This is a genomic window from Duganella sp. Root1480D1, assembly GCF_001427305.1.
GTDB lineage: Bacteria > Pseudomonadota > Gammaproteobacteria > Burkholderiales > Burkholderiaceae_D > Rugamonas.
In genome coordinates this window covers 59,186-81,743 of the sequence record NZ_LMFZ01000048.1, presented here as the reverse complement: position 1 = coordinate 81,743, position 22,558 = coordinate 59,186, and the positions used below count along the sequence as shown (strand labels likewise).

Below are 22,558 nucleotides of genomic sequence, written 5' to 3'. Positions count from 1 at the left end.
TCACTCCTTATTGTCCGTAAAGCTGCGGTGCAGCGTGTTCTTGAAGCGCAGGGCTTCTTTCAGCTCATCGACCAGCTGGCGCCAATTGTCCCAATGCGCCCAATCCGGTTCGGGCCATCCCTGTTCCAGGTATTCCATTTCACCGATGTCCAGCAGGCCGGCCATCGTTTCGAACTCATACTTCATGCCGTAACCCGGCGTATCCTTCTCGCGCATCATCTGCTGCAGGCGGCCCAGCAACAGGCGCGATGAGGCCAGCGACACCTGGGCGCCGCCTTCGCTCGCCATCGACCTCGCCAGCAGCAGTGCATCCGGCACGCCGCTGCCATTGCCGCACTCCAGCCACGCATGCAGCACGCGCTCGCGGCCGGATGGCGGCAAGGCCATCGCCATATCGGCGAACCTGGCCGACAACACGCGGGCATTCGGCACTTTCGATGCGTGGATTGCCACGAACCAGTCGGCAGCCTGCCCGTCCCCCGCCCGGGCGGACAGGCCGACGGCGTGCACCAGGCCTTCCTGCAACACGCGTCCGAAATCATTGGCCTGCAGCACCTGCAGGACACCTGCCGGCGGCTGTTCCCAGCGCTCCGACCAATGCGACGGAGGAACGCACTGCATCATATTGAAAAGCCAGGCCTGCTTCTCACCCATGTGATAGGGGTTCTCGACGCCAACGCCGTCGCGCTTCATCGCCTTGTCGCATGCTTCCGGCAGGGACACTTCCAGTGCCGGCAACTGGCCCTCGCCTCTTGGCAGCAGCGTAAGCAAAGCGTCCATGCGAGCGGCGCAACGCGCACTGAGCTGGGATCCTGGCAGGGCGGCCAGCAGCTCGCGCGCGATCCCTCGCACCTCCTTGCGCTTGTCGTCCAGCGCAGCCTCAAGGAATGGTTCGTCGGCCAGCGACAAGCCCACTTCCAGGCACGGCAACAAGGCCGCGCGCAAGTCGGCCGCCTCTTGCGCCCAGCCGCCTTGCAAGGTGGCCAGGGCGGCAGCAGGATCTGCGGAACGCATTGCCCGCAAGGCTGCCGCGCGCTGCGGTGGGCCGCCGGTATTCCAGGCCAGGTCCACGGCAGCGGCATCATCGGAGCCGGCAACATATTTCGAAATCCACTCAGGGTTTTGCGCCACCAGCCAACGGCCACGCTCCCCAAGCACCGGCAACAGCTTTTCGCGCAAGGCCGGCTTGCCCATGCCCTGTTCAAGCAAGGGAACCAGGCAGGCGTGCGGCACGGCCACGCCTTTTGCATGCGCCAGCGTCAGCCAGGTTGGCAGCAAGGCCGCGTGCATGCCGCGCATCAGCAGCAGCAAAATATCTTCGGCGGCACGTGGGCACGCCGCACCATCGGGGACCGCGCCTGCCGGCGCTTCCATTGCTCCGGCGGGCAGGAAACCGGCGCGCTGCCAAAGATCTTGCGCGGCAAGCGCCTGCCACAAGTTTTGCCCGGCTACCGGCAGCAAAGCAGGCGTTACGCCGCTGGCAGCATCGAACGGAACACGGCTGGTACCCGCCAGCACGGATTTATGCAAATTAACTGGCAGTTGCATCGGTGTCGAGATTAAAGGTGCGGCCGTCCACATAGGCCGACAGCGGAATGAAAGAATAACCCTGCCACAGGCCGAACACCCGCAAGGGATGGCCGCCCGCCAACGCATGAAGTTGCCAGCCCTGGAGGAACGCTGCATCCACTGCCAGCGCATCGCCATTGGCAGCGCGCAGCGACCACGGCATGGCATTGCCCGCCTCATGGACCGGCGTGACCTGCTCCAGCACCATCGGCCAGGATTCGAGGAAGGGATTGGCGGCCAGGGCCTGCGCGTAGCGTTCGAACTCGATCGCGAATGACGTCGGCGCTACTGCGGGCGGCACGCCAGGTGCAGCATTGCGCAGCTTCATGTCGTCGGCAAACACCACGCGCATCGGCACCGCAGCCGGGTAGAAATGTACCGTGCCCTGGTAGATTGCACCGGTCGGCGGCGCCGGCGGCAGGGCCTGGCTGCCGGCGGAAAACTGCAGCAGCATGGCCCAGCGCCCACTGCTCTCTCCGCGCAGGAACGTCGCGCAACTTCCTACGCGCCCATCTTCCATCGAGCGGGCGCCAAGCACCAGCCAACGATCGTGGACACCAGGCTGCGCCAGCACATCTTCCTGGCTGGTCACCCAGCCGATGGCCGAGCGCACCTCATGCTGCAAACCGACGGGCAGCGATGCCAGGCGCGCATAGGCCTGGCGCACAAGCGCCAACTGGGCCAATTCGCGCGCAGCGGCAAGCTCCCAGCCATCGCCGCTCCCGCCGTAAATCGAAAGCCCAAGGCGGCGCACGCGCGAGGCCAGCCCCGGCGCTTGCGTATCGACCAGGCGGGCCGCCATCGCATCCCAGTCCCTGGAGGGCTTGCTGCGCAGCGTCGCCAGGCCGTCACGTGCCAGGTCTTCCAGCCAGGCGTCCAGCACGGCCAATCCGGTTTCCACATTGCCCTGGCGTTTTTCCTGGCGTTTTTGCTGGCTCGCCTCGCGCGCCGCGATCGCTTCCGGCGTCGCAGCTTCCGCCTCCTTGGCAGACTTCTTCTCGCTGCGCTCTTCGCGGCTTTGCAGCCAGTCGCTCACCCACTGCGGCGCATCGGTCTCCTTGAAGGCAGCGCTGTCGCGCGCGTACAGCAGGTAAAGGCCAATGCCATGCTTGCAGGGGAATTTGCGGCTCGGGCAATTGCATTTGAAGGCGGGGCCGGCCAGGTCGATCTGGGCGCGATAAGGCTCCTTGCCGCTGCCCTGGCACAGTCCCCAAAGGGCTTGTGCATGGCCACCGAGGCCGGACCATTTGGAAAGGCTGGCCTGCCCGGTGCCAGCTTTGGCGGATGCAGCGTCCGGCGCAAGCGCCAGGATTTGTTCGGCAGTAAGGCTCACAATCACCTGTTAAAGTGGAGGCTGAAACGAGCCGCAAGTGTTGCAAAATAATTTACGTATGTCAATTAAACAAGAACGTGCGCGCGCTGAAAAACTCGCGCGCCAGCCAGTCCCCGCCTCCGCCGCTGCATGGCATGCGTGGTTCGACGGCTCCGCCCATCCCAATCCCGGCCGCATCGGCATCGGCGTGCTGTTGTCGGGCCCCGCCGGCGAACGGATAGAAATCAGCCGCCGCGCAGACCACGGCAGCAGTGGCGACGCGGAGTATCTCGCCCTGATTGCGGCGCTGGAAAAAGCGGTGGAATTAGGCGTGCCGGAATTGCTGGTGTACGGCGACAGCCAGGTCGTGGTGCAGGATGTGCTGTTATCGCCCAGCGCCGGGGCCAAAGCGCTGGAGGAACATCGGGCCCGCGTAGGGCACTTGCTGTCGGCCCTGGGGCAAGTGAATGTACGCTGGGTACCGCGCCATAAAAATGGCGATGCGGACCGCCTGTCGCAACAGGCGATCCGCGAAAGTGCTGCTTAACGGACCTTGAACACGCTGACCACCTCAGCCAGGTTGCTGGCCTGGTTCTGCATGGATTCAGCGGCAGCCGCAGCTTCTTCCACCAGCGCCGCATTCTGCTGCGTGACCTGGTCCATCTGGCCAACGGCCTTATAGACTTCATCGATGCCGGAGCTCTGTTCGGCACTGGCAGCCGTGATCTCGCTGATGATGTCCGAAACGCGCTGCACGCTGGAGACGATTTCTTCCATCGTGTTACCAGCATCCGACACCAGGCGCGTGCCGGCATTGACCTTCTCGACCGAGTCGCCGATCAATCCCTTGATCTCTTTCGCCGCCGCCGCCGAGCGCTGCGCCAGGTTGCGCACTTCCGACGCCACGACCGCAAAGCCGCGGCCCTGCTCACCGGCGCGCGCCGCCTCCACCGCCGCATTCAACGCCAGAATATTGGTCTGGAACGCGATACCGTCGATCACGGTGATGATGTCCACGATCTTGCGCGAAGAAGCATCGATCGACTCCATGGTACCCACGACTTCCGACACCACGCTGCCTCCCTTGCGTGCCACCGAGGCCGCGGCGCCAGCCAACTGGTTGGCCTGGCGTGCGTTATCGGCATTCTGCTTGACGGTCGAAGTCAGTTCTTCCATCGACGAAGCGGTTTCCTCCAGCGACGCCGCCTGCTGCTCGGTACGCGCCGACAAATCCTGGTTGCCAGCCGCGATCTCGCTGGAAGCGATGGTGATCGAATGGGTGCCGTTGCGCACTTCGCTGACGATGTTCAGCAAAGCCTGGTTCATGTCGCGCAGCGCGCCCAGCAGCTGGCCGGTTTCGTCGTTGCCGTGCACGCGGATGTCGCCGGTCAGGTCGCCCGCCGCCACGCGGCGCGCCGCTTCCACTGCACGCGACAGTGGCGTGGTGATGCCCTTGGTCAGCATGAAGGCGCATGCCGCGCCGAATGCCACCGCCAGCACGGCGAGCACCGTCAACAGGCTGCGGCTGTTGGTCGAAATACTGTCGATCTCCTTGCCGATGGCATCGATCTTCCCGCGCTGCATCGACAGCAGGTCCTGCACCAGGTCCTGGTATTGCGCGGCAGCCGGGCGGTAAGTCTTTTCAAAAACTTCGTTCGCCTGTTCCAGTTCGCCATCCGTCTTCAGCTTGGCAACCTTGTCGCGCGAAGCGATATAGGCCTTGCGCTGCTCCATCACGCGGTCCCACAAGGCTTTCTCGTCGGCGTCGCTGATCAGCGGTTCGATTTTCTTCTGCAGTTCGGCCGAGGTGGCGCTCGATGCTTTCGATTCCTCGGCAAAGAATGAGCCCAGCGTCGCATCGCTGCTGCGGGCAATCGCCGTGGTGCGGCGGATAGCGCTATCGATCTTGGAATACCAGTCGGAGATCATGCGCTCCTTGGCCAGCGGGGTCTCCATCATATGGCGCGTCGCGCCCGCCACCTGCTGCAGGCGCCACACGCCGATGGCGGCAATCACGATGGACAGTGCAAGCGTAACGGCAAAGCCGAATGCCAGGCGTTTGCCGATACTCAGGTTATTCAGGAATTTCATGCCGCCATCTTCTCGATCAGGCCCATGTCAGCGGAAGACATCAAGCGTTCAATATCGACCAGGATCAGCATGCGGTCATCGATGGTGCCCAGGCCGGTGATGTATTCAGTATCCATCGAACCGCTGATGTCCGGCGCAGCCTTGATCTGCTCCGGCTGCAGGGTCGTTACATCGGACACGGCATCCACCACGATACCCACGGTGCGGGTGCCGATGTGCAGGATGATGACCACAGTGAACGGGCCATAGGTCGGCTCGCCAAGCTGGAAGCGCACGCGCATGTCGATGATCGGCACGATCAGGCCGCGCAGGTTGATCACGCCTTTCACGTAGTCCGGCGCGCTGGCAATGCGGGTCGGGCTTTCGTAGCTGCGGATCTCGCTGACCTTCTGGATATCGATGCCGTATTCTTCCTGCCCCAGGGTAAAGGCCAGGAACTCGGCGGCTTGGTTGGTAGTTGTGGTCATGATAATTTTTCACTTATGAACGATGACAGCATAATGTTACCGTAGACCAATAAAATAATCACCAAGAATTTTGCTCTAGAGAAACATACAAGCTTGCGATAAATACATGGCACAATTGCGCAGCTAAAAACGGAATCAAGGTTTTATGGATATCTCTCTGAGCACTTGGCAGCAGCGCCTGGTGGCGCTGGCCAGCGCAGCAGCGGGCGACGATGGCGCCCACGACACCAATCATTTGCACCGCGTGTGGCGCAACGCAAACCTGTTATTGGAACAGCATCCCGAGGCCGACCGCCTGGTCGTGATGGCTGCCTGCTACCTGCACGACCTGGTCAACCTGCCGAAGAACCACCCGGAACGCCACCTCGCCTCGCGCCAGGCCGCCGTGCTGGCACGCGCCCAACTGGCTGAAGCAGGCTTCCCGGCCGACCGGCTGGACGCGGTAGCCCACGCCATCGAAACCCACAGCTTCTCCGCTGCGCTGCAGCCAACCACGCTGGAAGCGTGCATCGTGCAGGACGCCGACCGCCTTGACGCCCTTGGCGCAGTCGGCCTGGCGCGCATGTTCTATATCGCAGGCCGCATGGGCACCGCGCTGGCCCATCCGGAAGATCCGCTGGCCGTGAACCGCGAGCGCAACGACAAGATCTACTCCCTGGACCACATCGAAGTGAAGCTGGCTACCCTGCCCGGCACCATGCAGACCGCCGCCGGCCGCGCGCTGGGCGAGCAGCGCCTGCGGGACTTGCTGGCCTTCCGCGACAGCTTTGTCGCAGAATGGGCGGTGGCAGCATGAGCGAGATCGCACCAAGCACCAAGTCGAAAGGCAACCTGAACTTCGTCCTGGTCAGCATCTTCATCGACATGCTGGGCATCGGGATTATCGTGCCGGTGCTGCCAATCCTGGTTGGCCAGTACGTGCAGGACCGCGAACTGCATGCGCTGTGGTACGGCATCCTGGGCGCCACCTTCGGCCTGCTGCAGTTCATCTTCATGCCGATGCTGGGCGCGATCAGCGACCGTGTCGGGCGCCGTCCCGTGCTGCTGTATTCCATGGCCGGCATGGGCATCAACTTCCTGACCACGGCCTGGGCGCCCAACCTGGCTTGCCTGTTCATCGGCCGCGTGATCGGCGGCATGTCCTCGGCCAGCATGTCGGTGGCCTCGGCTTACGCCTCCGACATCTCCACCCACGAAGACCGCGCCAAGAGCTTCGGCAAGATCGGCGCCACGTTCGGCCTGGGATTCATTTGCGGCCCGATGCTGGGCGGCCTGCTGGGCGACGTCAACCTGCACCTGCCGTTTTACGTAGCGGCTGCGCTATCCTTTGCCAACTTCATTTACGGCTACTTCTTTGTGCCGGAATCGCTGCCGGAAGCGCAGCGCACCAGGTTCAAGCTGGTGTCGGTCAACCCGTTCAATTCGCTGGCCAAACTGGCGCGGCGCCAGGATATCCGCGGCCTGGTCATCACTTTCGCCCTGGTGACCGGCGCGCAGATGATGCTGCAATCGACCTGGGTGCTGTACACCCACTTCCGCTTCGGCTGGAGCCCGGCGGAGAATGGCGCGGCCCTGTTCTGCGTCGGCCTGACGGCTGCCGTGGTGCAGGCCGGCCTGCTCGGCGTCTTGATCCGCAGATTCGGCGAGGTGCGCTTGTCGCTGCTGGGGCTGACCTCGGGCGCCATCACTTATATGCTGTACGGCCTGGCCACCCACGGCTGGATGATGTACGTCTTCATTCTGTGCAACCTGCTGGCATTCGCCGCCGGCCCGGCATTGCAAGGCATCTTATCGAAGTCCACCCCGGCCAACGAACAGGGGGAATTGATGGGCTCTTTGCAGTCGATCAGCAGCCTTGGCACGGTGATCATGCCGCTGCTGGGCGGCGCAATCCTGGGCACGGTCAGCCACCTGCCCCCGAGCGACTGGCGCATCGGCAGCACGTTCTTCCTGTGTGCCGCGATGCAGGCCGTAGGCATTTACGTCGCCCGCCGCTACTTCCGCCAGCACCACATGGCCACCACAGCGACCACGGAAACAAGCGCATAATCCGCAAATGACCGCACGCGCGCACAGCTTCTTCCGCCAGTTGCTCGCCGCCCTGCCCTTTGCGGCGGCGGCCTTGCCGTCGCATGCCGACTGCTCGCGCGACATCGTGGTGCCGGTCTCCACCACCGGCGTCAGCGTCATTGTCAGCAACGGAACCTATAGCGGAATCTATCCCGAGATATTCCGCAGCCTCGGCCCGCGCGCCGGTTGCCATTTCACCTTCATCTCGGTCCCGCGTGCGCGCCAGGAGCTGCTGTTTGAATCCGGCAAAGCCGACCTGCTGGTGCCTGCTACCCGCACCCCGGCACGCGACGTCAACGGCATCTTCGTGCCGATGGTTGGACACCGCGCCGTGCTGATCTCCCTGCAAAGCCCGCGGCCCCAGATCACCAATGCCCAGGACCTGCTGGACCGGCGCGACCTGCGCGTGGCGATCGTTCGCGGTTATGATTACGGCGAAGCTTACCAGGCCATCGTGCGCGAACTGGCGCGCCAGGGACGATTGTTCACCGAGGTAGAGCCAAGCGCCATCGCACGCCTGCTATACGTTGGCGCGGTGGACATCACGATCATGGGACCGACCATCCTGGCCGGCGCCATCAACCGCGAAACGCGGGTGAACGGCATGCTGGACCGGCTGCGCCTGGAGCCGATTCCCGAGCTACCCTGGCAGCAGACCGGCGTCTACGTCTCGCGTTCCTCATTGAATCCGGATGACCGCGCCGTGCTGCTCGAATTGCTGGAGCGTGCCGCCAAGTCGAACGTGGTGATGGAAGGCTTCCAACGCTACCATCGGCCAGAAATCCTGGCCGAAAGCGTGCGTCCCCGCTGATGGCGCCCTCGGTTGTCGCCATCGTCCTGTGCGGCGCGCTGCTGCATGCCGGCTGGAATGCGCTGGTCAAGAAAGGCCGCGATCCCTTCCTGAGCAGCGTGCTGGTCGCAAGCGGCGCCGGGCTGATCTCGCTGCCGCTGCTGCCATTCCTCGCGCAACCGGCCGCCGCAAGCTGGCCTTACGCACTGGCCTCCACCATCATCCATTACGCCTACTACGGCCTGCTGGCCGCCGCCTACCGGCATGGCGACATGAGCCACGCCTACCCGCTGATGCGCGGCAGCGCGCCGCTCCTGGTCGCACTCGCCAGCGTGCCCTTGCTCGGCGAACACCTTAGCCTCACCCAATATGCGGCAGTGGCCTGCATCAGCGGCGGCATCTTTGGCCTCTGGTTCGCGACCCGGGCCGCGGGCGCCGGCGACGAAGACGCCAGCTCCCGCCCTCGCTCAAGCGCTTACGCCTTGCTGAATGCCCTCGTCATCGCCGCCTACACGCTGGTCGACGGCCTCGGGGTCCGAGCGTCCACGGCTCCAGCCGCCTACGTCATGTGGCTGCACGTCCTGAGTGCTATCGGACTGCTGGCCTGGTGCCTCCTGCGCTGCGCACGCGAGTTGCGCGACTACGCCAGGCAATTCTGGAAAGTCGCCATTCTCGGCGGCGCCGGCACCCTCGGCGCCTACGGGCTCGCGCTGTGGGCGATGACCGTCGCGCCGCTCGCAGCCGTCGCAGCCCTGCGCGAAACCTCCATCCTGTTTGCAGCGCTGATTGCGAAATTCTTCCTCGCCGAACGTATCGGCAGCAAACGCGCCTTTGCCATCGCAGCAATCGCCGCCGGCGCAGTCCTGATGCGGCTTGCTTGACCTGACAGCTACGGGACAAGTAGTTCGCCGCACCATATGCGCCCCGAGGGCTCAGTCGGAACCAGGATCTTCGCCAGGTACTCTTCGAGCCTGAACTCGGACCGGATCACATCCCCGCTGTTCTCATCAAATCGATGAACCAGGCCGTTGCCTTCGGCTGTCGAAATAAAGAAGTAATGCGTCTGGTTTTCACAAGAGAGAAAGAACGGCTTTCCTTCAACGAACTCGTTCATCTTCGTCTTGTTGATATCGTACTGCTGTTGGGCCTTCATCTCGTCGAAGGCGAGGCTCAAGAAATCCTCCCGCAATTGGTGCTGGCGAAGGACCTGGAACCTTACGTTGGATGAACCGTAAGGAAAGAAGTCCAGTTCAAGCCCAAATGCGCCCTCGCCCAGTCCACAACCTGACGTCCGTCCTGCTTCCGACAGGAACAGCCGGAAATCCCCGGCAATCTCAATGTCGTACAGGCGTGAAATCTGGGCCAGCTCCGTTTCGCTGTAACCGCTGCGCATGCCTGCGACCGAGCCCGTAAAGTTAGTCTTCATCACACGCGTTCTCGTCAACGATTCGCGTGTAATTCTCAAATTCAGTCCCTGCCAGGTCCTGCTCAATGACGCGCTTTGCGATCTCGAAATCCACCACGAAATTGCATACTTCCATTGATCCGCTGCCGATGCTGCCGCCATCGCAGGCGCCCAGGCCGGTCCAACCTAGCGTTTCATCCATCCGCTCTTGCAGCCGATGGCGCTTCTGCAGGTCTTCCGCAGAACCCATTCCCTGCACCGCGTACTCGATCAACAGTGTGCGATGATCATCATCAGCAATCGACCGATAGCCGTCTTCCATGATCAAATCAATCTCTGCCTGAATCTGCTTCTCAGCATTCTTCAGCAGTGTCTTCTTCACGTTCTTCGATTCACCTCGTGTGCCAAGTTCGCCCCAATGGACCGTGTGGGACCCGTTTTCGTTCTCCCAGGTCTCCCAATATTCCTTCTTGCCCGCTGAAAATTTATACAGTTTAAGCATTAGTCGTTCCCAAATTCCACAGCGCTCCATTCAGCGCCGGCAACTTCAGCGCATTGCGACGAACCTCAATCTGCTCCACGATCCTCTTCTCGAACGCCGTCGCATCTGGAAGAAGCGGAATCAATTGAGCAGACTCCTCTTGCTTAGAATCCAAGACGAATGCAGCATCGGCAGCCCGCCCCGCCAATCCAAGCGAGACGCCGCGATGGAAGCGATCGATCCACTCTTCCCCAGTATTTTTGGGAGTCATGGAATGCACGGCCAGCGGGCTGTGAAGCTTCGTCCGCAACAACCCTACTTCCTGCGCCGCCCGTTGTGCAAGAAGGTCTGCTTCCGCAGCAAACTGCTGCTCGTCCACAAACTCCACGTGACCTTCTTTTCGATAACCAAAGTCGAATGAAATGGCAGTCGTCGAACTCCATAGAAAATGCGCGCCTACGTTCAGGTAAGCGCCTTTGCTCCAGGAGCTGGGCTGGAATTCAACCACCGCTGCGTACCACCCGCAATCCACCAGCCAGATCCGGGACCGGCCCTTCTGGATCCCGCCAAGCGGCGCCAAATGGCGTTTGGCGGCTTCTTTAATCAGCTTATCGTGAACTTGCATTCGGTTTTCCACAGTATTCGGAGCGTTTTGCGGGCACCCGCAGCACCTGGTCTACGTAATAGGCCAGCGCATCCTCGGAATATTTCGGGTCCGGATGCATGGCGACGAACTGCGCCCCCTTTTGCATCCAGGTCGCGACGCAGCTTGCCGTAGGCTGGCTGCTCTCCGCGCACGCTGTGAAGGCATCAAACGCACTACGGTAGCTGGAGAATGTGGCGTGATCCATCGGCAGGCCGTGCCCCGGCACCAAAGTCTGGAAATCAAGCCGGTCAATCTCGGCCAGCGCCTCGCGCCACCCTTCCGCACATCCCGTATCGAAGAATGGCAGCGGCACCACCACCAGGTCACCGACGAAGACGGTCTTACTGGCCGGATCATGAACCCATACATCGCCCTCGGTGGCCGCGTACTGTGCCAGGTGCAGCTTCAACTCGCGCTCTCCCAGCTTGACTGACATCGTTCCCTTCACCGGATGGTCGGGAACCAGGTTGGCAGGATCATTGATCGCATTCAGGTACAAGCGGGTATCGGCTTTGCGCGGTTCGGGCACGGATGGATCGTCCAGACGAGCCTTTGCCTTGTCAACGTTCCGGATCAAGAAGCCTTTCAGCGCGCCCTCAACGGCCGTACTTGTATAAAGCTTGGCGCCTGGGTACGCGGCGCGAATGCGGGCATTGCCAGTCGCGTGATCAAGGTGCCAATGCGTGTTGATGATGGCTGTAATCGGCTTGTTTCGCGCCTTTGCTACGGCAATGATCTTGTCGGTGTGCTCGGGGTGGCGGCCGGTATCGATGACCAGCATCTCGTTCGGCCCTTCGAACACAATCGAATTCCCATCCGGCTGCACGTCTTCCGGTACTTTGCCTTCGATAAATGTATACGGCGCTTGCGCTTTCGGCGCTGCGCCCCCAGTTACAACAGGTTCGGCCGCGCTGACACCAGTATGCGCAGCAGCAATGAGAAGGACCGCTGAATACTTCAATTGTATTTCCCCCTGTCTTCAACAAGTTCAGTAATGTTTGAGTCTAAGCCGCTCAAATCTATCACGCCTGTGCACTCTTCGACTCTCGCCAAGGATTATGAGGCCAGCACCAACCATCGACGCGAAACACACGCAGCCGTCCAAGATCGTCCTTGACCGACAGGCTGCATGCAAATGCCCTGGAGTTCTCACCAGCACTCGGATAAGCCGGTTCGGCGAGCTGGCTCTCGAATTCGATGCGGAATACTGCCTCGGCAACCCAGGCATGCGGCACATCGCGCTTGTTCAGCAAGGTATGCAGCATCGTTCTGTACTGCCAAATGAGTCCCGCGAAATGCGGCTGCTGGTATATGCGCGGCAGACGGGCAGCCGGCGGATCCACTGATCCGCTCAAGATATCAAGCGTTACCGTCAGCTCACCCACTTGTTGCGCATAAAGGTAAAGCACACCGATGCCCCAATAACCTCCTAGATTATTGTTCCGGCTTACGAACGAATGCAACATGCCGCTCGCTATGCTCCCAATTTCACTCCGTCTACGCATCCAGCCCCTTCATCGGTCAGTCACCACACCTTCGCATACTCGCGGATTGCGCTGTCATTCTCAAGGACAAACGCAGCAATTTGAAGCGCTTGATCCCGGGCTCCAGTGTGAATCGTGTTGGCCTCGTGCAGGGAAATGGGAAGTGCGACCGGCGTCCAGTCGATCCAGATGCCGGACGGCTCTACCAATCGAAGCTTGTCGGATCCATATCGGAAAGCGAGAGAACAATAACCTCCATTCGCCGCGATCGGAGCCAGCACGATCAGCAGTTCGATTTCGCTTTTACTTTCAGAGAACCAGCGCGCCTTGTAGAACGCCACGCCGTTTTCCCCTTCATAAATGTCGCCGCGCGCGAGCTCGCCGATTTCGCCTGTATCCGCAAAATCGTCCGTATACTCGCTCTCGTTCTCTTCTATCCGAAGCATGCCCCGATCCCTTCTGAAACAAAATTGCGCTCTCGTGCCATGGCAACCGGCCTAAGCGGAGTACAGCTTGTCGGCGACAGTTTTCAGTTCATGGCCAGGAATCATTTGGTCGGAAATCGTCAAGATAGAAAACAGGTTCCTTTTCAGCCCTTCTTCCGACATCTCACCCTCCCTAAGTGCCGTTTGCAGCAGATGAAGCGCCATGTCAGCAAGTAGAACCCTTTGCTTTTCATTCCATCCCGACTCGCCGCGTTTCGACGGGATCTCCTGGTAGGATGATTCGGTCAGGTCGTGGGCAGCCCTGGCCAACGTCAATATCTCGCGTCTGACTGCTTCATCCATTTGCTACTTCTTTCAAGAGTTTGTGCACTATTTCTTAACCCGGCCGGCTTCGGCAATCAGTGCCTTAATTTCTTGCACCGTAAGAGCCTTGAGCTCGGAATAGGCGCCTGCTGAAGCGTCCCTGCTTCCCGTTCCCTCACCCACCACTTCATATCCCTTAGGTCCTTCAAAGACCATGAAATAAAACGGAAATGCCGAATTCCCAGGTGCAGTAACGGCGACCATTGAGCGGCCGTCAACGCAACCATAAACTAGCCATTGTGAGTTCCCGAACACCCTGGTAACCGGACCGGATTCGCATTTGAGTGGTTCCGAGTTGTTCGCCGGCGGCGCCGCCATGGCAAAGCCAGCATTGGTCAACACTGACAAAACTGTCGAATAGATTGCGATGCGGATCAAACGCATATGGTCCCTAATGTTATCAATTGCTTCCGATGGTGTTCAATCTTCAATGAACGGCGACTCGCCATCCTACTGCCCTACCTTCTGGTACCAATTTTCACCGTGACGACGGGATAGTTCCGCACCGCTAACATCGTTATAGCCTTCGACGAACGCTTCTATCCGCACAGCTGGCTCAATCACATCGTTGCAAGCATCGTACTCCCTGGGCTTGACCTCAATCCTCATCAAGCCTCTCTTTGTGCGCTCGATTCTTCGAACTTCGGCTTTCGACGCAGGAGAAGGAAAGCTGCAAGTGCCCAAATAGAATGCTTGGCGTCCATTCGCGATGTCGTCCTTCGCAGTTGCCCGCCCACGTTCAACTTGCTCTGTCCGGAAGTGGTTGATATCCACCATGAGGACTGTGGGTTCAGTTCGAGCATCGCCGGCGCTCATCACATTTCCTGCAAGGAGAAATAAGCTCAAATATTCCAATGCCATCTGATTACCGAAAAAGCTTTTACTCAACGACACGTGCGAGGCCATGTAGCGCGACCACCGTGCACTCCGCGACTCGCTTCGGGCCTTCAACAAACGCACCGCGAGTACCGACTGAAATTCGCTCCCGGTGCAAGCGCTCGTTGTCAAGGTTGACGATGAACATCAGAGCCCGCCCCTCCATTGGCACCACGCCATCCGGCAAGGCCTGCCGATCGTCCGAAATGAACTCCGGCCAGATCATCCAGATCCCATCCCGTTCCGCGTCATCGCCTTCATACAAAAAGTCCCAACGGGTATGCTGGTGAGGCGGTAGCGTGCGGCCGCCTTCATCAGCGGAGAGAAATCGATATTCGACCTCGAACGAAGGGGCACGTCCGCTCCTTTCAGAATAGGATGCCATGGTCCGCTGCCTTACTCACCATCATGTGGATGGCGCAAATTGTTAAAAAGAGTGCTCAATGCGAAGAGCAATTACAGTGCGCCGATCAGCGCTGCATCACCGATCTGCCACAACTCGTCGCGACAGACCGGTGGTTGGTGGGCGAAGCCACCAACTGGTGTGCAAATCGCCTAACGAATTGCGTCCTCAGTAATGCGGGCGTGCGCATCGGTGACGTGTACTCCATAAGTCTCGATGTCGCTCAGGCACTCGTTCGCATCTACACCTGGCGTGTGCTCATCCTTGCGAAGTTCGATGGTCTTGAATTCCGACCACGGTGCATACTTCTGCGGCAGGTTCTCACCCGATGGTTGTGCGGTGAAGGCGAAAATGCGGCCCGGTCCCCTGAAGATGTGTACTTGCATATGTTGCTCCATTATTTGTGATTCGGTAGTTTGCTGTTTGCAGCATTTGAACGAACCTCCTTTCTAGAGTCCACAAGGTAAATCTGACAAGGTCAAGCTATCGCTTGCCCAGCAAGGGAGCCAGCGCAATTGCCGTTCCCTCTGCAATCTCGGAATCGTTGGCAAACAAATCGGCGCGGACCTCATTCTTGGCAGTTCTCGCATTTACCCGGTATGGAAGCAAAGCGCCACCGAAGCTACTCACTACCGTTTCCCCGCTGGTCGCGAGCATTTGCAGGCTAACCGACAAGCCCAGCGTTGAACCGCTTTGAGTGAACGTACCGGCTCCCGTGCCAAACGTGGGCACACGCCGCTGCTGGCCGTCCCACAGTGCAGACATGCCGGAAATCTCGGCCTCGCGCAATTGCAGCCGAGGCATGATTACAAGGGAGGCCCCCGTTTCGGCTGACACGCGTTGAACCAGATGGCCAATCGCCTGGGCTACTTCGCGTTGGCGCACTGCGCCACTATTCGGATCATAGATGCCGCCAACCGCCTCGACTTCCTGGCTCCAGATAGCGTCATGACTTGCTTGATCAAGTGCCACCACCTTGTAGCCGGCAGCATTCAAATGCCGATGCAGTGCATTCATCAGCATGGTGGCCCCTGGCCCCATATCCTCCGTCTCGGCCCGTGCCGGTAGCAGGACGATCAAGGAGTTAGGCTTTGGCAGCACAAAGTTGGGCGAAACATAATTCGCCGCGACCTCCCGCCGCGGAGCGGATGCGCACGCGGACAACAAGAGCACCAGCGCCAACCCAAAGAATTTGCTGCGAACGCTCATTGCTTCTCCACCACCGGAAGTTCGATCGAGCTGCCATGGAACACGCGCTGTGTCGCCTTCTTGTAGTCGCCTGGCGTCGCAAGGAAGATGTTCGGCACGAAGGTCTGAGGATTGCGGTCATACAGCGGGAACCAGCTTGACTGCACCTGGATCATCAGCCGATGCCCGGGCAGTACAACGTGGTTCACTGGCGGCAACGCAAAGTTGAACTGCACCGGCTTGTTCGATGGGATGGCCGACGGCTTCTCCAGGCTGTCGCGATAGCGCCCGCGGAAGATGTCCATCGACAGCGGCAACTGGTAGCCGCCCAGCTTAGCTTGCGATGGCACTTCGTCCGGATAGACATCGACCACCTTCACCACCCAATCCGCGTCGCTGCCGGAGGTCGACGCCACCAGGTGCACCTGCGGCGCGCCGGACAGCACCAGCGGTTCCTTCAGCGGTTCCGATACATAGCTCAACACGTCGGTGCGGTCGCTGACGAAGCGCTGGTCTTGCACCAGCCATGGCTTCCACACATTCTCATCGCCCATGCGAACAGGGCGCGGGACGAACGGCACCGGCTTGGCCGGATCCGCCACGTATTCATCGAAGCCTTTGGTGTTGCCGGCCTGCGACCACGCCAACTTGAAGCCATCCTGCAGGTACACCGCCTTCGCAGCAGATGCGCACCCGTTCGCGCACGACACTGGCCATTGCGCCAGCCGCTGCCACTTGTTGCTGCCTGTCTGGTAGGACAGCACCGGTGGCGTATCCGCTGCGGGCGCGCCATCGAGCAGGTACTGCTTCAGGAATGGCACCATCACGTCGCGCCGGAATTCCAGCGCAGTGTCGCCGGTGAATTGCAGCGCGCCCAGTCCCGAGCCATCGTAATTCACACCGCTGTGGCGCCACGGCCCGACTGCGAGGAAATTCAGCTTGTTGTCCTTGTCCTGCTTCTCCAGTGCGGCGTATGTCACGTAGGTCCCGTAGATATCCTCCTGGTCCCACTGCCCGACTACGTGCATGGTCGGCACCGATAGCGGGCGCTTGGCCAGGATGCGGTCCAGCGCCTGCTCCTGCCAGAAGCTGTCGTAGGCGGGATGTTCAAACAGCTTCCTGGTGAAATTGAGCTGGTCCAGGCCATATTTGCGGGCCAGGCCAGCCACCGAGCCGCCGCGCAACACCACGTCGTAATCATCGTAGGCGCCGGTCGCCAGCGGCTCGCCGCGGCCCTTTACCGTGTTCTGGCTGGCGATGTAGTCCAGCGTATTGACACGGAAAGCACCGTTGTGGAACCAGTCGTCGCCGCGCCAGCCATCCACCATGGCGCTCATTGGCACGGCAGCTTTCAATGCCGGATGCGGGTCGGTCAGCGCCATCAGCACGGTAAAGCCTTCATACGAAGAGCCGATCATGCCGACCTTGCCGTTCGTCTCGGGTACATTTTTCACCAGCCAGTCGATGGTGTCCCAGGCATCTGTGGCGTTATCGGTCTGGCTGGAATTCAGCGGGCCGCGCACCGGGCGGGTCATCACGTAATCGCCTTCCGACCCGTATTTGCCGCGCACGTCCTGGAACACGCGAATGAAATCGCGGCCGAACACTTCGTCGCCCTGCGGAAGCGTGGACTGCATATATGGACTCGCATTGCGCCGCGCACGGCCGTCTGCACTGTACGGTGTGCGGGTCAGGATGATCGGCGCTTTGCTGGCCCCCTTGGGGACCACGATCACGGTATGCAGCCGCACGCCATCGCGCATCGGGACCATCACCACCCGCTTGATGTAATCGGCCTGCTCTTGCGGCGCATCGAACCCGGGCACGATATCCGGCGCCATGGGCGAGGTTTGCGCGCCGGCATGGGAAGCCAGCAGCAGGGAAATAAGGGTGAGGCAGCTACGCATGGGGACTCCGGTAGGGCATAAACTTTTGCAATATTACTAGAAAACCAATGCCAATATGAAAGCTAGTGCGCGCACATACGTGTCGGGCAGGCTCAGCAAAAATACCCCTACCAAGTAATGGAAGGAGCCAAACATGAAAAAACTACTCTTTGCCACCATTCTGGCAGCTTCCCTGGGCGGCGGATTGACCCTGGCGCCGGTTGCCAGCGCCGATGTGGTCGTGGTTCGTGTTGCCCCGCCGCCACCACGTGACGAAGTCGTCCCTCCCGCCCGTAACGGCTTTGTCTGGACGCCCGGCTACTGGCGCTGGAATGGCCATCGTCACGTTTGGGTCAACGGCAAATACGTGCGCGCCCGCCACGGCTACTACTGGCGAGAACCGGCCTGGGCCCAGATGGACAATGGCCGCTGGCGCATGGAGCGTGGCCGCTGGGAACGCGGCGACCGTGACCACGACGGCATCCCCAACCGTTATGACCGCGACCGCGACAACGACGGCGTGCCAAACCGGGTGGACGCGCGGCCGAATAACCCGAACCGCTACTGAGCGGGCTTGACAGGGCCGCGCTGAACTGTAACCATTGCGGGATGAAATTTATCCAATCACATCTGTTCTCCCGCAATTGGTGGCGCCGCTGACTTAGCGCGGCCACTGAAAAGTGATGTGATTTTAATATCAACGCCGCCTCTGTCCAGGTGGCGTTTTTCTTGGCGCAATCGGTAGGGGCAAGCAGAAAGTACCCTATGAGCCAGCCAGCATCCAACCCCAAACCGATTATCCTTACCGGCGACCGCCCGACCGGTCCGCTGCACCTCGGCCACTTTGTGGGCAGCCTGCGCAATCGCGTCTCCTACCAGGACGACTACAAGCAGTTCATCATGCTGGCAGACTCGCAGGCGCTGACCGACAATATGGAAGACACCAACAAGGTGCACCGTAACGTGGTGGAAGTGGCGCTGGATTACCTGGCCTGCGGCATCGATCCGGCCAAGTCGACCATCCTGATCCAGTCCCAGATCCCGGAACTGGCCGAACTGACCTTCTATTACCTGAACATGGTCACCGTGGCCCGTCTGGAGCGCAACCCGACCGTGAAGCAGGAAATCGTCCTGCGCGGCTTTGAGCGCGACATCCCGGCCGGCTTCCTGACCTATCCAGCTTCGCAAGCTGCCGACATCTCGGCTTTCAAGGCCACCGTCGTGCCGGTCGGCGAAGACCAGATCCCGATGATCGAGCAGACCAACGAGATCGTGCGCAAGTTCAACCGCCTGGCCAACAAGGACATCCTGGTCGAGTGCAAGGCCGTAGTGCCGGAAGTGGGCCGCCTGCCTGGCATCGATGGCAAGGCAAAGATGTCCAAGTCGCTGGGCAACGTGATCAACCTGGGCGCCAGCGCAGCCGAAATCACTGCCGCCGTGAAAATGGTCTACACCGATCCCCTGCACCTGAAGGTCTCGGATCCTGGCCACCTGGAAGGCAACGTCGCTTTCATCTACCTGGATGCTTTCGACACCGACAAGGCCAGCCTGCAGGAGATGAAGGACCACTACGTGCGTGGCGGCCTGGGTGACTCCGTCGTCAAGAAGCGCCTGGAAGCCGTGCTGCAGGACATGCTGGCACCGATCCGCGCCCGCCGCGAAGAGCTGGCCAAGGATAAGGGCTACATCATGCAAGTGCTGAAGGAAGGCACCATGCGCGCGCGCGAAGTCGCCGCCCGCACCACCGATGAAGTGAAGGCCGCCCTCGGCCTGAACTACTTCTGATGCTGTTTGCCGCCGCGCTGTATGCAGTCGCCAGCGCGGTGTGCTTCATTGCTTATGCGCTGGACAAGTCGGCGGCTCGCCAGTGCCGTCGCCGCACGCCCGAGCGCACCCTGCTCCTCCTTGGGCTGGCCGGGGGCTGGCCCGGCGGCTTCGCGGCACAGCAGCTCCTGCGCCACAAATCGTCCAAAACCTCGTTCCTGGCCAAGTTCTGGCTCACCGTAGTCGTGAACCTGGCAGTCCTCGCCGCGCTACAAGCCGGATGGATAAGTTTCGGCGGGCTCCTCGTGGTGCCACAGGGCTGACCGCTCCAGCGGCCTGAGCGCCGTAGTGCGGTCGATGTGGATCAGCGCATCGAACTGCTGCGCAGCGTCGGCGAAGAAGTAATGGCTCATGCGCTCCGTATCTGGGCGGTAGATCACTCCAATCGCCCTTTCCAGCAAACGAGTGCCGCCCCGCGCCAGAGCACTGCTGCGGCCTCGCAGCGGCAACAGGAAGGCCGGGACTCCCACCTCGTGCAGCACGTGCTCGACGCTGTCGGGCCGCGACGGCACAATGGACTTGAGTTCGGCCGGCCCATCCCAATCGCTGGCCGCCGTCACACTGCCGGCATGGGTGGTAAAACCGAGCAGGAAGCTGTCCTGCGGACGATAACGCTCGCGCACCAACTGGCCCAGGTTCAACTGACCATGCCTGCCCATTTCGGTATGGCGCGCATCGCCCAGGTGCGAGTTATGCGCCCACACCACGATGCGTGCCGGCCTGCCGATGGCTTGGCCGAGATGCTCGCGCAAAGCTTGCAGCGTTTCCGCCATGTGCGAATCGCGCACATTCCACGATTCGTCGCGGCCCTTGAACATGGCACGGTAATACACCTCCGCATTGCGCGTCACGCGCGCATTCTGCTGGGCATAAAAGAATTCATCCGGCACCATGCCGGTGCGCAGGTGCTCGTTGGCGGCGCGGTTCATGTCGACCAGTTGGCGCAGCACTTCGGCCTCGCAGTCGGGCTTCATGCCGAAGCTGGTCGCGTAGCCGTAGCGCTGCGGATCTTCTGCAAAGTGGTCGATGCAGCCATACCGTTGCCGCGCGCGGGCTGCCGCTTGCGGGTCGGCCTGGTCCAGGTAGTCAATCACAGCGTGCATCGATTGCTGCAGGCTGTACAAATCCAGGCCGTAGAAGCCGCAGCGGCGCGCCGGGCTGGCGACGTGGTGGTTATGCACGCGCAGCCAGTTCACCAGGTCCACGATTTCGTGGTTACGCCACATCCATTGGGGGAAGCGCTTGAAGCCTGACAGTGCCTGGTCGGCGCTCATGTCGTCGCCGCCATGCTGCACGTAGCGGCTGACACGCAGGGCGTCCGGCCAATCGGCTTCGACCGCGATCGCGTCGAAGCCCTTGTCGACGATCAGCCGCTTGCTGATGTCGGCGCGCAAGCGGTAGAACTCCCGGGTGCCATGGGTGGCTTCACCCAGCAGCACCAGCGATGCGTCGCCGATACAGTCGAGCAGGAAGTCCAGGTCCTCCGCCGTTTCCAGTGGCCGCGCCTCGCGCTGCAACGCGGCGATCAACGTCTTGTCCATGATTCAGCACGATATCGCAAGCTGTGCGAAACTGTCGCAGGTTTAAATAGGGAAATATTGCATGTGGACTGGTATGGTGTGCGGCCTGCTGGCGGGCGCGATGTGGGGCATGGTGTTCATCGTGCCGGAATTGCTGTCGGCCTTTACGCCGCTGGAGATGGCTGTCGGCCGTTATGTCGCCTACGGCGCAATTGCCTTGGTCCTGATGCTACCACGCTTGCGCAACCTGGTCGGCCGGCTCGAGCGCGATGACTATTTCGCGCTGCTGCGGCACGCACTGGCAGGCAACCTGGTCTACTACATGTTCCTGGCGCTGGGCGTGAAGCTGGCCGGCGTGGCGCCGACCTCCCTGATCATCGGCGTGCTGCCGATTGCCGTGACCCTGATGGGGCGCAACGACCACGGCGCGGTACCGCTGCGCCAACTGACCATGCCTTTGCTGGTGACCGGCGCGGGCATCGCCTGCATCAATATCGACGTGTTCCAGCATGCCGCGGCCGCCGGCGCATCGATGCTGAATACGGTGATCGGCGTGGCGTGCGCGACCGGCGCCCTGCTGTGCTGGAGCTGGTACACGCTGGATAATGCGCGCTACCTGAAACGCAATCCGCATTACAGCAGCGCGGAATGGTCGGCGCTGTATGGTTTATCGACCGGCCTGATTGCCCTGGTGGTGGGCGGGATTGCCTTCGCCATCTTCCACGCCGACGTGACCGGCGCTGCTGGCGCGGCATCGGGACGCGATTGGACCCTGTTCTGGATCTGCAATAGCCTGCTGGCCCTCGGCGCATCGGTGATCGGCAACCACCTGTGGAATATCGCCAGCCGCCGCGTGCCGATTACCTTGTCCGGGCAATTGATCCTGTTCGAGACCTTGTTCGCGCTGATGTACGGCTTTATCTACAAGCAGCAATTTCCGCGTCCACTGGAAATCGCCGCCATCGTGCTGCTGATCGCCGGTGTAACGTGGTCAATGCACGTTCACGCCCAGGAAGAAGAACTCAGCCCGGCTTGACGTCCGGGGCGATGCGCTGCGCGACCAGCGCAGCCATCGCTGCCGCGCCATCGGGCGCCGGCGTCTCGCTTCCGGCCGCCGCGGCGCGCGCCTTCAGGCCCGCCACCACCCCCTCGGCATCCGCGCTGCCGCGATTCTGGCTCACTTTCCACTTGCCCACGAGCGATGCGATCGGAATCTCGATCCCGATAATCGCCTTCAGCAGCCCGTTCACAAAATCGGGCGGCGCATCCGACACTGCCCAAGGCTCCGGCAAGCCATTCTCTTGCACGGCCGTCAGGTCGCCGAGCTGCCGCCGCAGCCAGGCTGCATCTTCCACCACGCGCGCCACTCCGCGCGCCTGCACCATCGCGTAATTCCAGGTCGGTACCACCTTATGGGAAATGGCCTTGGACGCGTACCAGCCAGGACTGATATACGCCTCCGGTCCCTGGAACACGACCAGGCATTCGCCGCTGCCCCCGGCCAGTGCACGCCAGGCCGGGTTCGCGCGCGCAACATGCGCACGCAGCACGCCCAGGCCGACCTCGCCCTCATCGGGGTAAAGCGCGAATGGCACCAGGTCCGCAGTTGGCGCAGCGCCAGGAATAATCAGCATCCCGAGCGGATACGCCCGGATCAGCCCATGTTTGACTTCAAGGCGGTCTTCAGCGAAAGCAGTAGGCAGGTACATGCGTCCAGTGTAACGCCGGGGCCAGGAA

Annotated in this window: 28 protein-coding genes; 9 read left to right on the top strand and 19 right to left on the bottom strand. The window is 61.2% G+C overall.

Going from position 1 to position 22,558, the window contains the following annotated elements; all coding sequences use genetic code 11:
• On the bottom strand, positions 1-1,548 hold the full coding sequence (locus tag ASD58_RS26840) for a DUF5691 domain-containing protein (protein WP_156401516.1): 1,548 nt from the start codon (positions 1,546-1,548) through the stop codon (positions 1-3).
• Entirely contained in the window at positions 1,532-2,902 is a 1,371-nt protein-coding gene (locus ASD58_RS26835) for an SWIM zinc finger family protein (RefSeq protein WP_156401515.1), read from the bottom strand. The genes ASD58_RS26840 and ASD58_RS26835 overlap by 17 nt, the downstream gene beginning before the upstream one ends.
• A gap of 58 nt (positions 2,903-2,960) precedes the next feature.
• Between ASD58_RS26835 and ASD58_RS26830 the strand changes: the two genes are divergently transcribed.
• A complete protein-coding gene (locus tag ASD58_RS26830) occupies positions 2,961-3,428 on the top strand; it encodes a ribonuclease HI family protein (protein ID WP_057264968.1) in 468 nt (155 codons plus the stop codon).
• On the opposite strand, the gene ASD58_RS26825 is transcribed toward ASD58_RS26830, so the two are convergent.
• Entirely contained in the window at positions 3,425-4,972 is a 1,548-nt protein-coding gene (locus ASD58_RS26825; RefSeq protein ID WP_057264966.1) for a methyl-accepting chemotaxis protein, read from the bottom strand. The two genes, ASD58_RS26830 and ASD58_RS26825, sit on opposite strands and share 4 nt — an antisense overlap.
• Positions 4,969-5,439 (bottom strand): chemotaxis protein CheW, encoded by a 471-nt coding sequence (locus ASD58_RS26820; RefSeq protein ID WP_057264964.1) that lies wholly within the window; start codon positions 5,437-5,439, stop codon positions 4,969-4,971. The genes ASD58_RS26825 and ASD58_RS26820 overlap by 4 nt, the downstream gene beginning before the upstream one ends.
• Positions 5,440-5,584: 145 nt before the next feature.
• Here ASD58_RS26820 and ASD58_RS26815 point away from each other — a divergent pair, with 145 nt between their 5' ends.
• From ASD58_RS26815 to ASD58_RS26800, 4 genes are read left to right on the top strand one after another with little or no spacing between them, the layout of a single operon-like run.
• Positions 5,585-6,235: an HD domain-containing protein gene (locus ASD58_RS26815; RefSeq protein ID WP_057264962.1), complete on the top strand. Its 651-nt coding sequence runs from the start codon at positions 5,585-5,587 to the stop codon at positions 6,233-6,235.
• Positions 6,232-7,488, top strand: coding sequence for a TCR/Tet family MFS transporter (locus tag ASD58_RS26810; RefSeq protein WP_057265377.1), 1,257 nt, complete (start codon positions 6,232-6,234; stop codon positions 7,486-7,488). Before ASD58_RS26815 ends, ASD58_RS26810 begins: the two co-directional genes overlap by 4 nt.
• A gap of 7 nt (positions 7,489-7,495) precedes the next feature.
• Positions 7,496-8,320: an ABC transporter substrate-binding protein gene (locus ASD58_RS26805; RefSeq protein WP_057264960.1), complete on the top strand. Its 825-nt coding sequence runs from the start codon at positions 7,496-7,498 to the stop codon at positions 8,318-8,320.
• A complete protein-coding gene (locus ASD58_RS26800) occupies positions 8,320-9,180 on the top strand; it encodes an EamA family transporter (protein WP_057264958.1) in 861 nt (286 codons plus the stop codon). Before ASD58_RS26805 ends, ASD58_RS26800 begins: the two co-directional genes overlap by 1 nt.
• A gap of 8 nt (positions 9,181-9,188) precedes the next feature.
• Here ASD58_RS26800 and ASD58_RS26795 read toward each other — a convergent pair whose 3' ends face one another.
• The 13 genes from ASD58_RS26795 to ASD58_RS26735 all read right to left on the bottom strand — a co-directional run bounded on the left by ASD58_RS26795 (position 9,189) and on the right by ASD58_RS26735 (position 17,498).
• Positions 9,189-9,728, bottom strand: coding sequence for a hypothetical protein (locus tag ASD58_RS26795; RefSeq protein WP_156401514.1), 540 nt, complete (start codon positions 9,726-9,728; stop codon positions 9,189-9,191).
• Complete coding sequence (locus ASD58_RS26790; RefSeq protein ID WP_057264954.1) at positions 9,715-10,206, bottom strand: hypothetical protein; 492 nt, start codon at positions 10,204-10,206, stop codon at positions 9,715-9,717. Before ASD58_RS26790 ends, ASD58_RS26795 begins: the two co-directional genes overlap by 14 nt.
• On the bottom strand, positions 10,199-10,810 hold the full coding sequence (locus ASD58_RS26785; protein WP_057264952.1) for a hypothetical protein: 612 nt from the start codon (positions 10,808-10,810) through the stop codon (positions 10,199-10,201). The genes ASD58_RS26790 and ASD58_RS26785 overlap by 8 nt, the downstream gene beginning before the upstream one ends.
• A complete protein-coding gene (locus ASD58_RS26780; RefSeq protein WP_057264950.1) occupies positions 10,794-11,792 on the bottom strand; it encodes an MBL fold metallo-hydrolase in 999 nt (332 codons plus the stop codon). Before ASD58_RS26780 ends, ASD58_RS26785 begins: the two co-directional genes overlap by 17 nt.
• A gap of 61 nt (positions 11,793-11,853) precedes the next feature.
• The gene (locus ASD58_RS26775; protein WP_156401513.1) at positions 11,854-12,297 is read right to left on the bottom strand and encodes a hypothetical protein; all 444 of its coding nucleotides are present in this window, start codon (positions 12,295-12,297) and stop codon (positions 11,854-11,856) included.
• Positions 12,298-12,356: 59 nt separating this feature from the next.
• Positions 12,357-12,761, bottom strand: coding sequence for a hypothetical protein (locus tag ASD58_RS26770; protein WP_057264947.1), 405 nt, complete (start codon positions 12,759-12,761; stop codon positions 12,357-12,359).
• A gap of 51 nt (positions 12,762-12,812) precedes the next feature.
• Complete coding sequence (locus tag ASD58_RS26765; RefSeq protein WP_057264945.1) at positions 12,813-13,103, bottom strand: hypothetical protein; 291 nt, start codon at positions 13,101-13,103, stop codon at positions 12,813-12,815.
• Positions 13,104-13,130: 27 nt separating this feature from the next.
• Positions 13,131-13,508 carry a hypothetical protein gene (locus ASD58_RS26760; protein WP_057264942.1) on the bottom strand — a complete coding sequence of 126 codons (378 nt, stop codon included), beginning with the start codon at positions 13,506-13,508 and terminating at the stop codon, positions 13,131-13,133.
• A 66-nt stretch (positions 13,509-13,574) separates the two neighbouring features.
• Complete coding sequence (locus ASD58_RS26755) at positions 13,575-14,030, bottom strand: hypothetical protein (RefSeq protein WP_156401512.1); 456 nt, start codon at positions 14,028-14,030, stop codon at positions 13,575-13,577.
• On the bottom strand, positions 14,005-14,385 hold the full coding sequence (locus tag ASD58_RS32005; protein WP_057264939.1) for a hypothetical protein: 381 nt from the start codon (positions 14,383-14,385) through the stop codon (positions 14,005-14,007). Before ASD58_RS32005 ends, ASD58_RS26755 begins: the two co-directional genes overlap by 26 nt.
• A 170-nt stretch (positions 14,386-14,555) precedes the next feature.
• A complete protein-coding gene (locus ASD58_RS31525) occupies positions 14,556-14,789 on the bottom strand; it encodes a hypothetical protein (RefSeq protein WP_156401511.1) in 234 nt (77 codons plus the stop codon).
• 97 nt (positions 14,790-14,886) lie between these two features.
• The gene (locus tag ASD58_RS26740; protein ID WP_057264934.1) at positions 14,887-15,612 is read right to left on the bottom strand and encodes a hypothetical protein; all 726 of its coding nucleotides are present in this window, start codon (positions 15,610-15,612) and stop codon (positions 14,887-14,889) included.
• Positions 15,609-17,498: a CocE/NonD family hydrolase gene (locus tag ASD58_RS26735; protein WP_057264932.1), complete on the bottom strand. Its 1,890-nt coding sequence runs from the start codon at positions 17,496-17,498 to the stop codon at positions 15,609-15,611. Before ASD58_RS26735 ends, ASD58_RS26740 begins: the two co-directional genes overlap by 4 nt.
• A gap of 133 nt (positions 17,499-17,631) precedes the next feature.
• Here ASD58_RS26735 and ASD58_RS26730 point away from each other — a divergent pair, with 133 nt between their 5' ends.
• The 3 genes from ASD58_RS26730 (at position 17,632) to ASD58_RS26720 (ending at position 19,564) form a co-directional block, all read left to right on the top strand.
• Positions 17,632-18,045 carry a thrombospondin type 3 repeat-containing protein gene (locus ASD58_RS26730; protein WP_057264930.1) on the top strand — a complete coding sequence of 138 codons (414 nt, stop codon included), beginning with the start codon at positions 17,632-17,634 and terminating at the stop codon, positions 18,043-18,045.
• 197 nt (positions 18,046-18,242) lie between these two features.
• Complete coding sequence (gene trpS / locus ASD58_RS26725) at positions 18,243-19,262, top strand: tryptophan--tRNA ligase (RefSeq protein WP_057264928.1); 1,020 nt, start codon at positions 18,243-18,245, stop codon at positions 19,260-19,262.
• Complete coding sequence (locus ASD58_RS26720) at positions 19,262-19,564, top strand: DUF1294 domain-containing protein (RefSeq protein WP_057264926.1); 303 nt, start codon at positions 19,262-19,264, stop codon at positions 19,562-19,564. Before trpS ends, ASD58_RS26720 begins: the two co-directional genes overlap by 1 nt.
• On the opposite strand, the gene ASD58_RS26715 is transcribed toward ASD58_RS26720, so the two are convergent.
• The gene (locus ASD58_RS26715; protein WP_057264925.1) at positions 19,511-20,842 is read right to left on the bottom strand and encodes an erythromycin esterase family protein; all 1,332 of its coding nucleotides are present in this window, start codon (positions 20,840-20,842) and stop codon (positions 19,511-19,513) included. The genes ASD58_RS26720 and ASD58_RS26715 overlap by 54 nt on opposite strands.
• A gap of 61 nt (positions 20,843-20,903) precedes the next feature.
• Here ASD58_RS26715 and ASD58_RS26710 point away from each other — a divergent pair, with 61 nt between their 5' ends.
• A complete protein-coding gene (locus ASD58_RS26710; protein ID WP_057264923.1) occupies positions 20,904-21,857 on the top strand; it encodes a DMT family transporter in 954 nt (317 codons plus the stop codon).
• Here ASD58_RS26710 and ASD58_RS26705 read toward each other — a convergent pair.
• Positions 21,844-22,530 carry an FMN-binding negative transcriptional regulator gene (locus tag ASD58_RS26705; RefSeq protein ID WP_057264921.1) on the bottom strand — a complete coding sequence of 229 codons (687 nt, stop codon included), beginning with the start codon at positions 22,528-22,530 and terminating at the stop codon, positions 21,844-21,846. The genes ASD58_RS26710 and ASD58_RS26705 overlap by 14 nt on opposite strands.
• Positions 22,531-22,558: the final 28 nt, after the last annotated feature.

Excerpts from the sequence above, each read along its gene's own strand:
- ASD58_RS32005 (WP_057264939.1), bottom strand. The coding sequence starts at position 14,385 with ATGGCATCCTATTCTGAAAGGAGCGGACGTGCCCCTTCGTTCGAGGTC.
- ASD58_RS26770 (WP_057264947.1), bottom strand. The coding sequence starts at position 12,761 with ATGCTTCGGATAGAAGAGAACGAGAGCGAGTATACGGACGATTTTGCG.
- ASD58_RS26740 (WP_057264934.1), bottom strand. The coding sequence starts at position 15,612 with ATGAGCGTTCGCAGCAAATTCTTTGGGTTGGCGCTGGTGCTCTTGTTG.
- ASD58_RS26805 (WP_057264960.1), top strand. The coding sequence starts at position 7,496 with ATGACCGCACGCGCGCACAGCTTCTTCCGCCAGTTGCTCGCCGCCCTG.
- ASD58_RS26735 (WP_057264932.1), bottom strand. The coding sequence starts at position 17,498 with ATGCGTAGCTGCCTCACCCTTATTTCCCTGCTGCTGGCTTCCCATGCC.
- ASD58_RS26790 (WP_057264954.1), bottom strand. The coding sequence starts at position 10,206 with ATGCTTAAACTGTATAAATTTTCAGCGGGCAAGAAGGAATATTGGGAG.
- ASD58_RS26830 (WP_057264968.1), top strand. The coding sequence starts at position 2,961 with ATGTCAATTAAACAAGAACGTGCGCGCGCTGAAAAACTCGCGCGCCAG.
- ASD58_RS26760 (WP_057264942.1), bottom strand. The coding sequence starts at position 13,508 with ATGCGTTTGATCCGCATCGCAATCTATTCGACAGTTTTGTCAGTGTTG.
- ASD58_RS26820 (WP_057264964.1), bottom strand. The coding sequence starts at position 5,439 with ATGACCACAACTACCAACCAAGCCGCCGAGTTCCTGGCCTTTACCCTG.
- trpS (WP_057264928.1), top strand. The coding sequence starts at position 18,243 with ATGAGCCAGCCAGCATCCAACCCCAAACCGATTATCCTTACCGGCGAC.
- ASD58_RS26730 (WP_057264930.1), top strand. The coding sequence starts at position 17,632 with ATGAAAAAACTACTCTTTGCCACCATTCTGGCAGCTTCCCTGGGCGGC.
- ASD58_RS26815 (WP_057264962.1), top strand. The coding sequence starts at position 5,585 with ATGGATATCTCTCTGAGCACTTGGCAGCAGCGCCTGGTGGCGCTGGCC.
- ASD58_RS31525 (WP_156401511.1), bottom strand. The coding sequence starts at position 14,789 with ATGCAAGTACACATCTTCAGGGGACCGGGCCGCATTTTCGCCTTCACC.
- ASD58_RS26825 (WP_057264966.1), bottom strand. The coding sequence starts at position 4,972 with ATGAAATTCCTGAATAACCTGAGTATCGGCAAACGCCTGGCATTCGGC.
- ASD58_RS26710 (WP_057264923.1), top strand. The coding sequence starts at position 20,904 with ATGTGGACTGGTATGGTGTGCGGCCTGCTGGCGGGCGCGATGTGGGGC.
- ASD58_RS26775 (WP_156401513.1), bottom strand. The coding sequence starts at position 12,297 with ATGTTGCATTCGTTCGTAAGCCGGAACAATAATCTAGGAGGTTATTGG.
- ASD58_RS26715 (WP_057264925.1), bottom strand. The coding sequence starts at position 20,842 with ATGGACAAGACGTTGATCGCCGCGTTGCAGCGCGAGGCGCGGCCACTG.
- ASD58_RS26810 (WP_057265377.1), top strand. The coding sequence starts at position 6,232 with ATGAGCGAGATCGCACCAAGCACCAAGTCGAAAGGCAACCTGAACTTC.
- ASD58_RS26800 (WP_057264958.1), top strand. The coding sequence starts at position 8,320 with ATGGCGCCCTCGGTTGTCGCCATCGTCCTGTGCGGCGCGCTGCTGCAT.
- ASD58_RS26705 (WP_057264921.1), bottom strand. The coding sequence starts at position 22,530 with ATGTACCTGCCTACTGCTTTCGCTGAAGACCGCCTTGAAGTCAAACAT.
- ASD58_RS26785 (WP_057264952.1), bottom strand. The coding sequence starts at position 10,810 with ATGCAAGTTCACGATAAGCTGATTAAAGAAGCCGCCAAACGCCATTTG.
- ASD58_RS26755 (WP_156401512.1), bottom strand. The coding sequence starts at position 14,030 with ATGGCCTCGCACGTGTCGTTGAGTAAAAGCTTTTTCGGTAATCAGATG.
- ASD58_RS26765 (WP_057264945.1), bottom strand. The coding sequence starts at position 13,103 with ATGGATGAAGCAGTCAGACGCGAGATATTGACGTTGGCCAGGGCTGCC.
- ASD58_RS26720 (WP_057264926.1), top strand. The coding sequence starts at position 19,262 with ATGCTGTTTGCCGCCGCGCTGTATGCAGTCGCCAGCGCGGTGTGCTTC.
- ASD58_RS26840 (WP_156401516.1), bottom strand. The coding sequence starts at position 1,548 with ATGCAACTGCCAGTTAATTTGCATAAATCCGTGCTGGCGGGTACCAGC.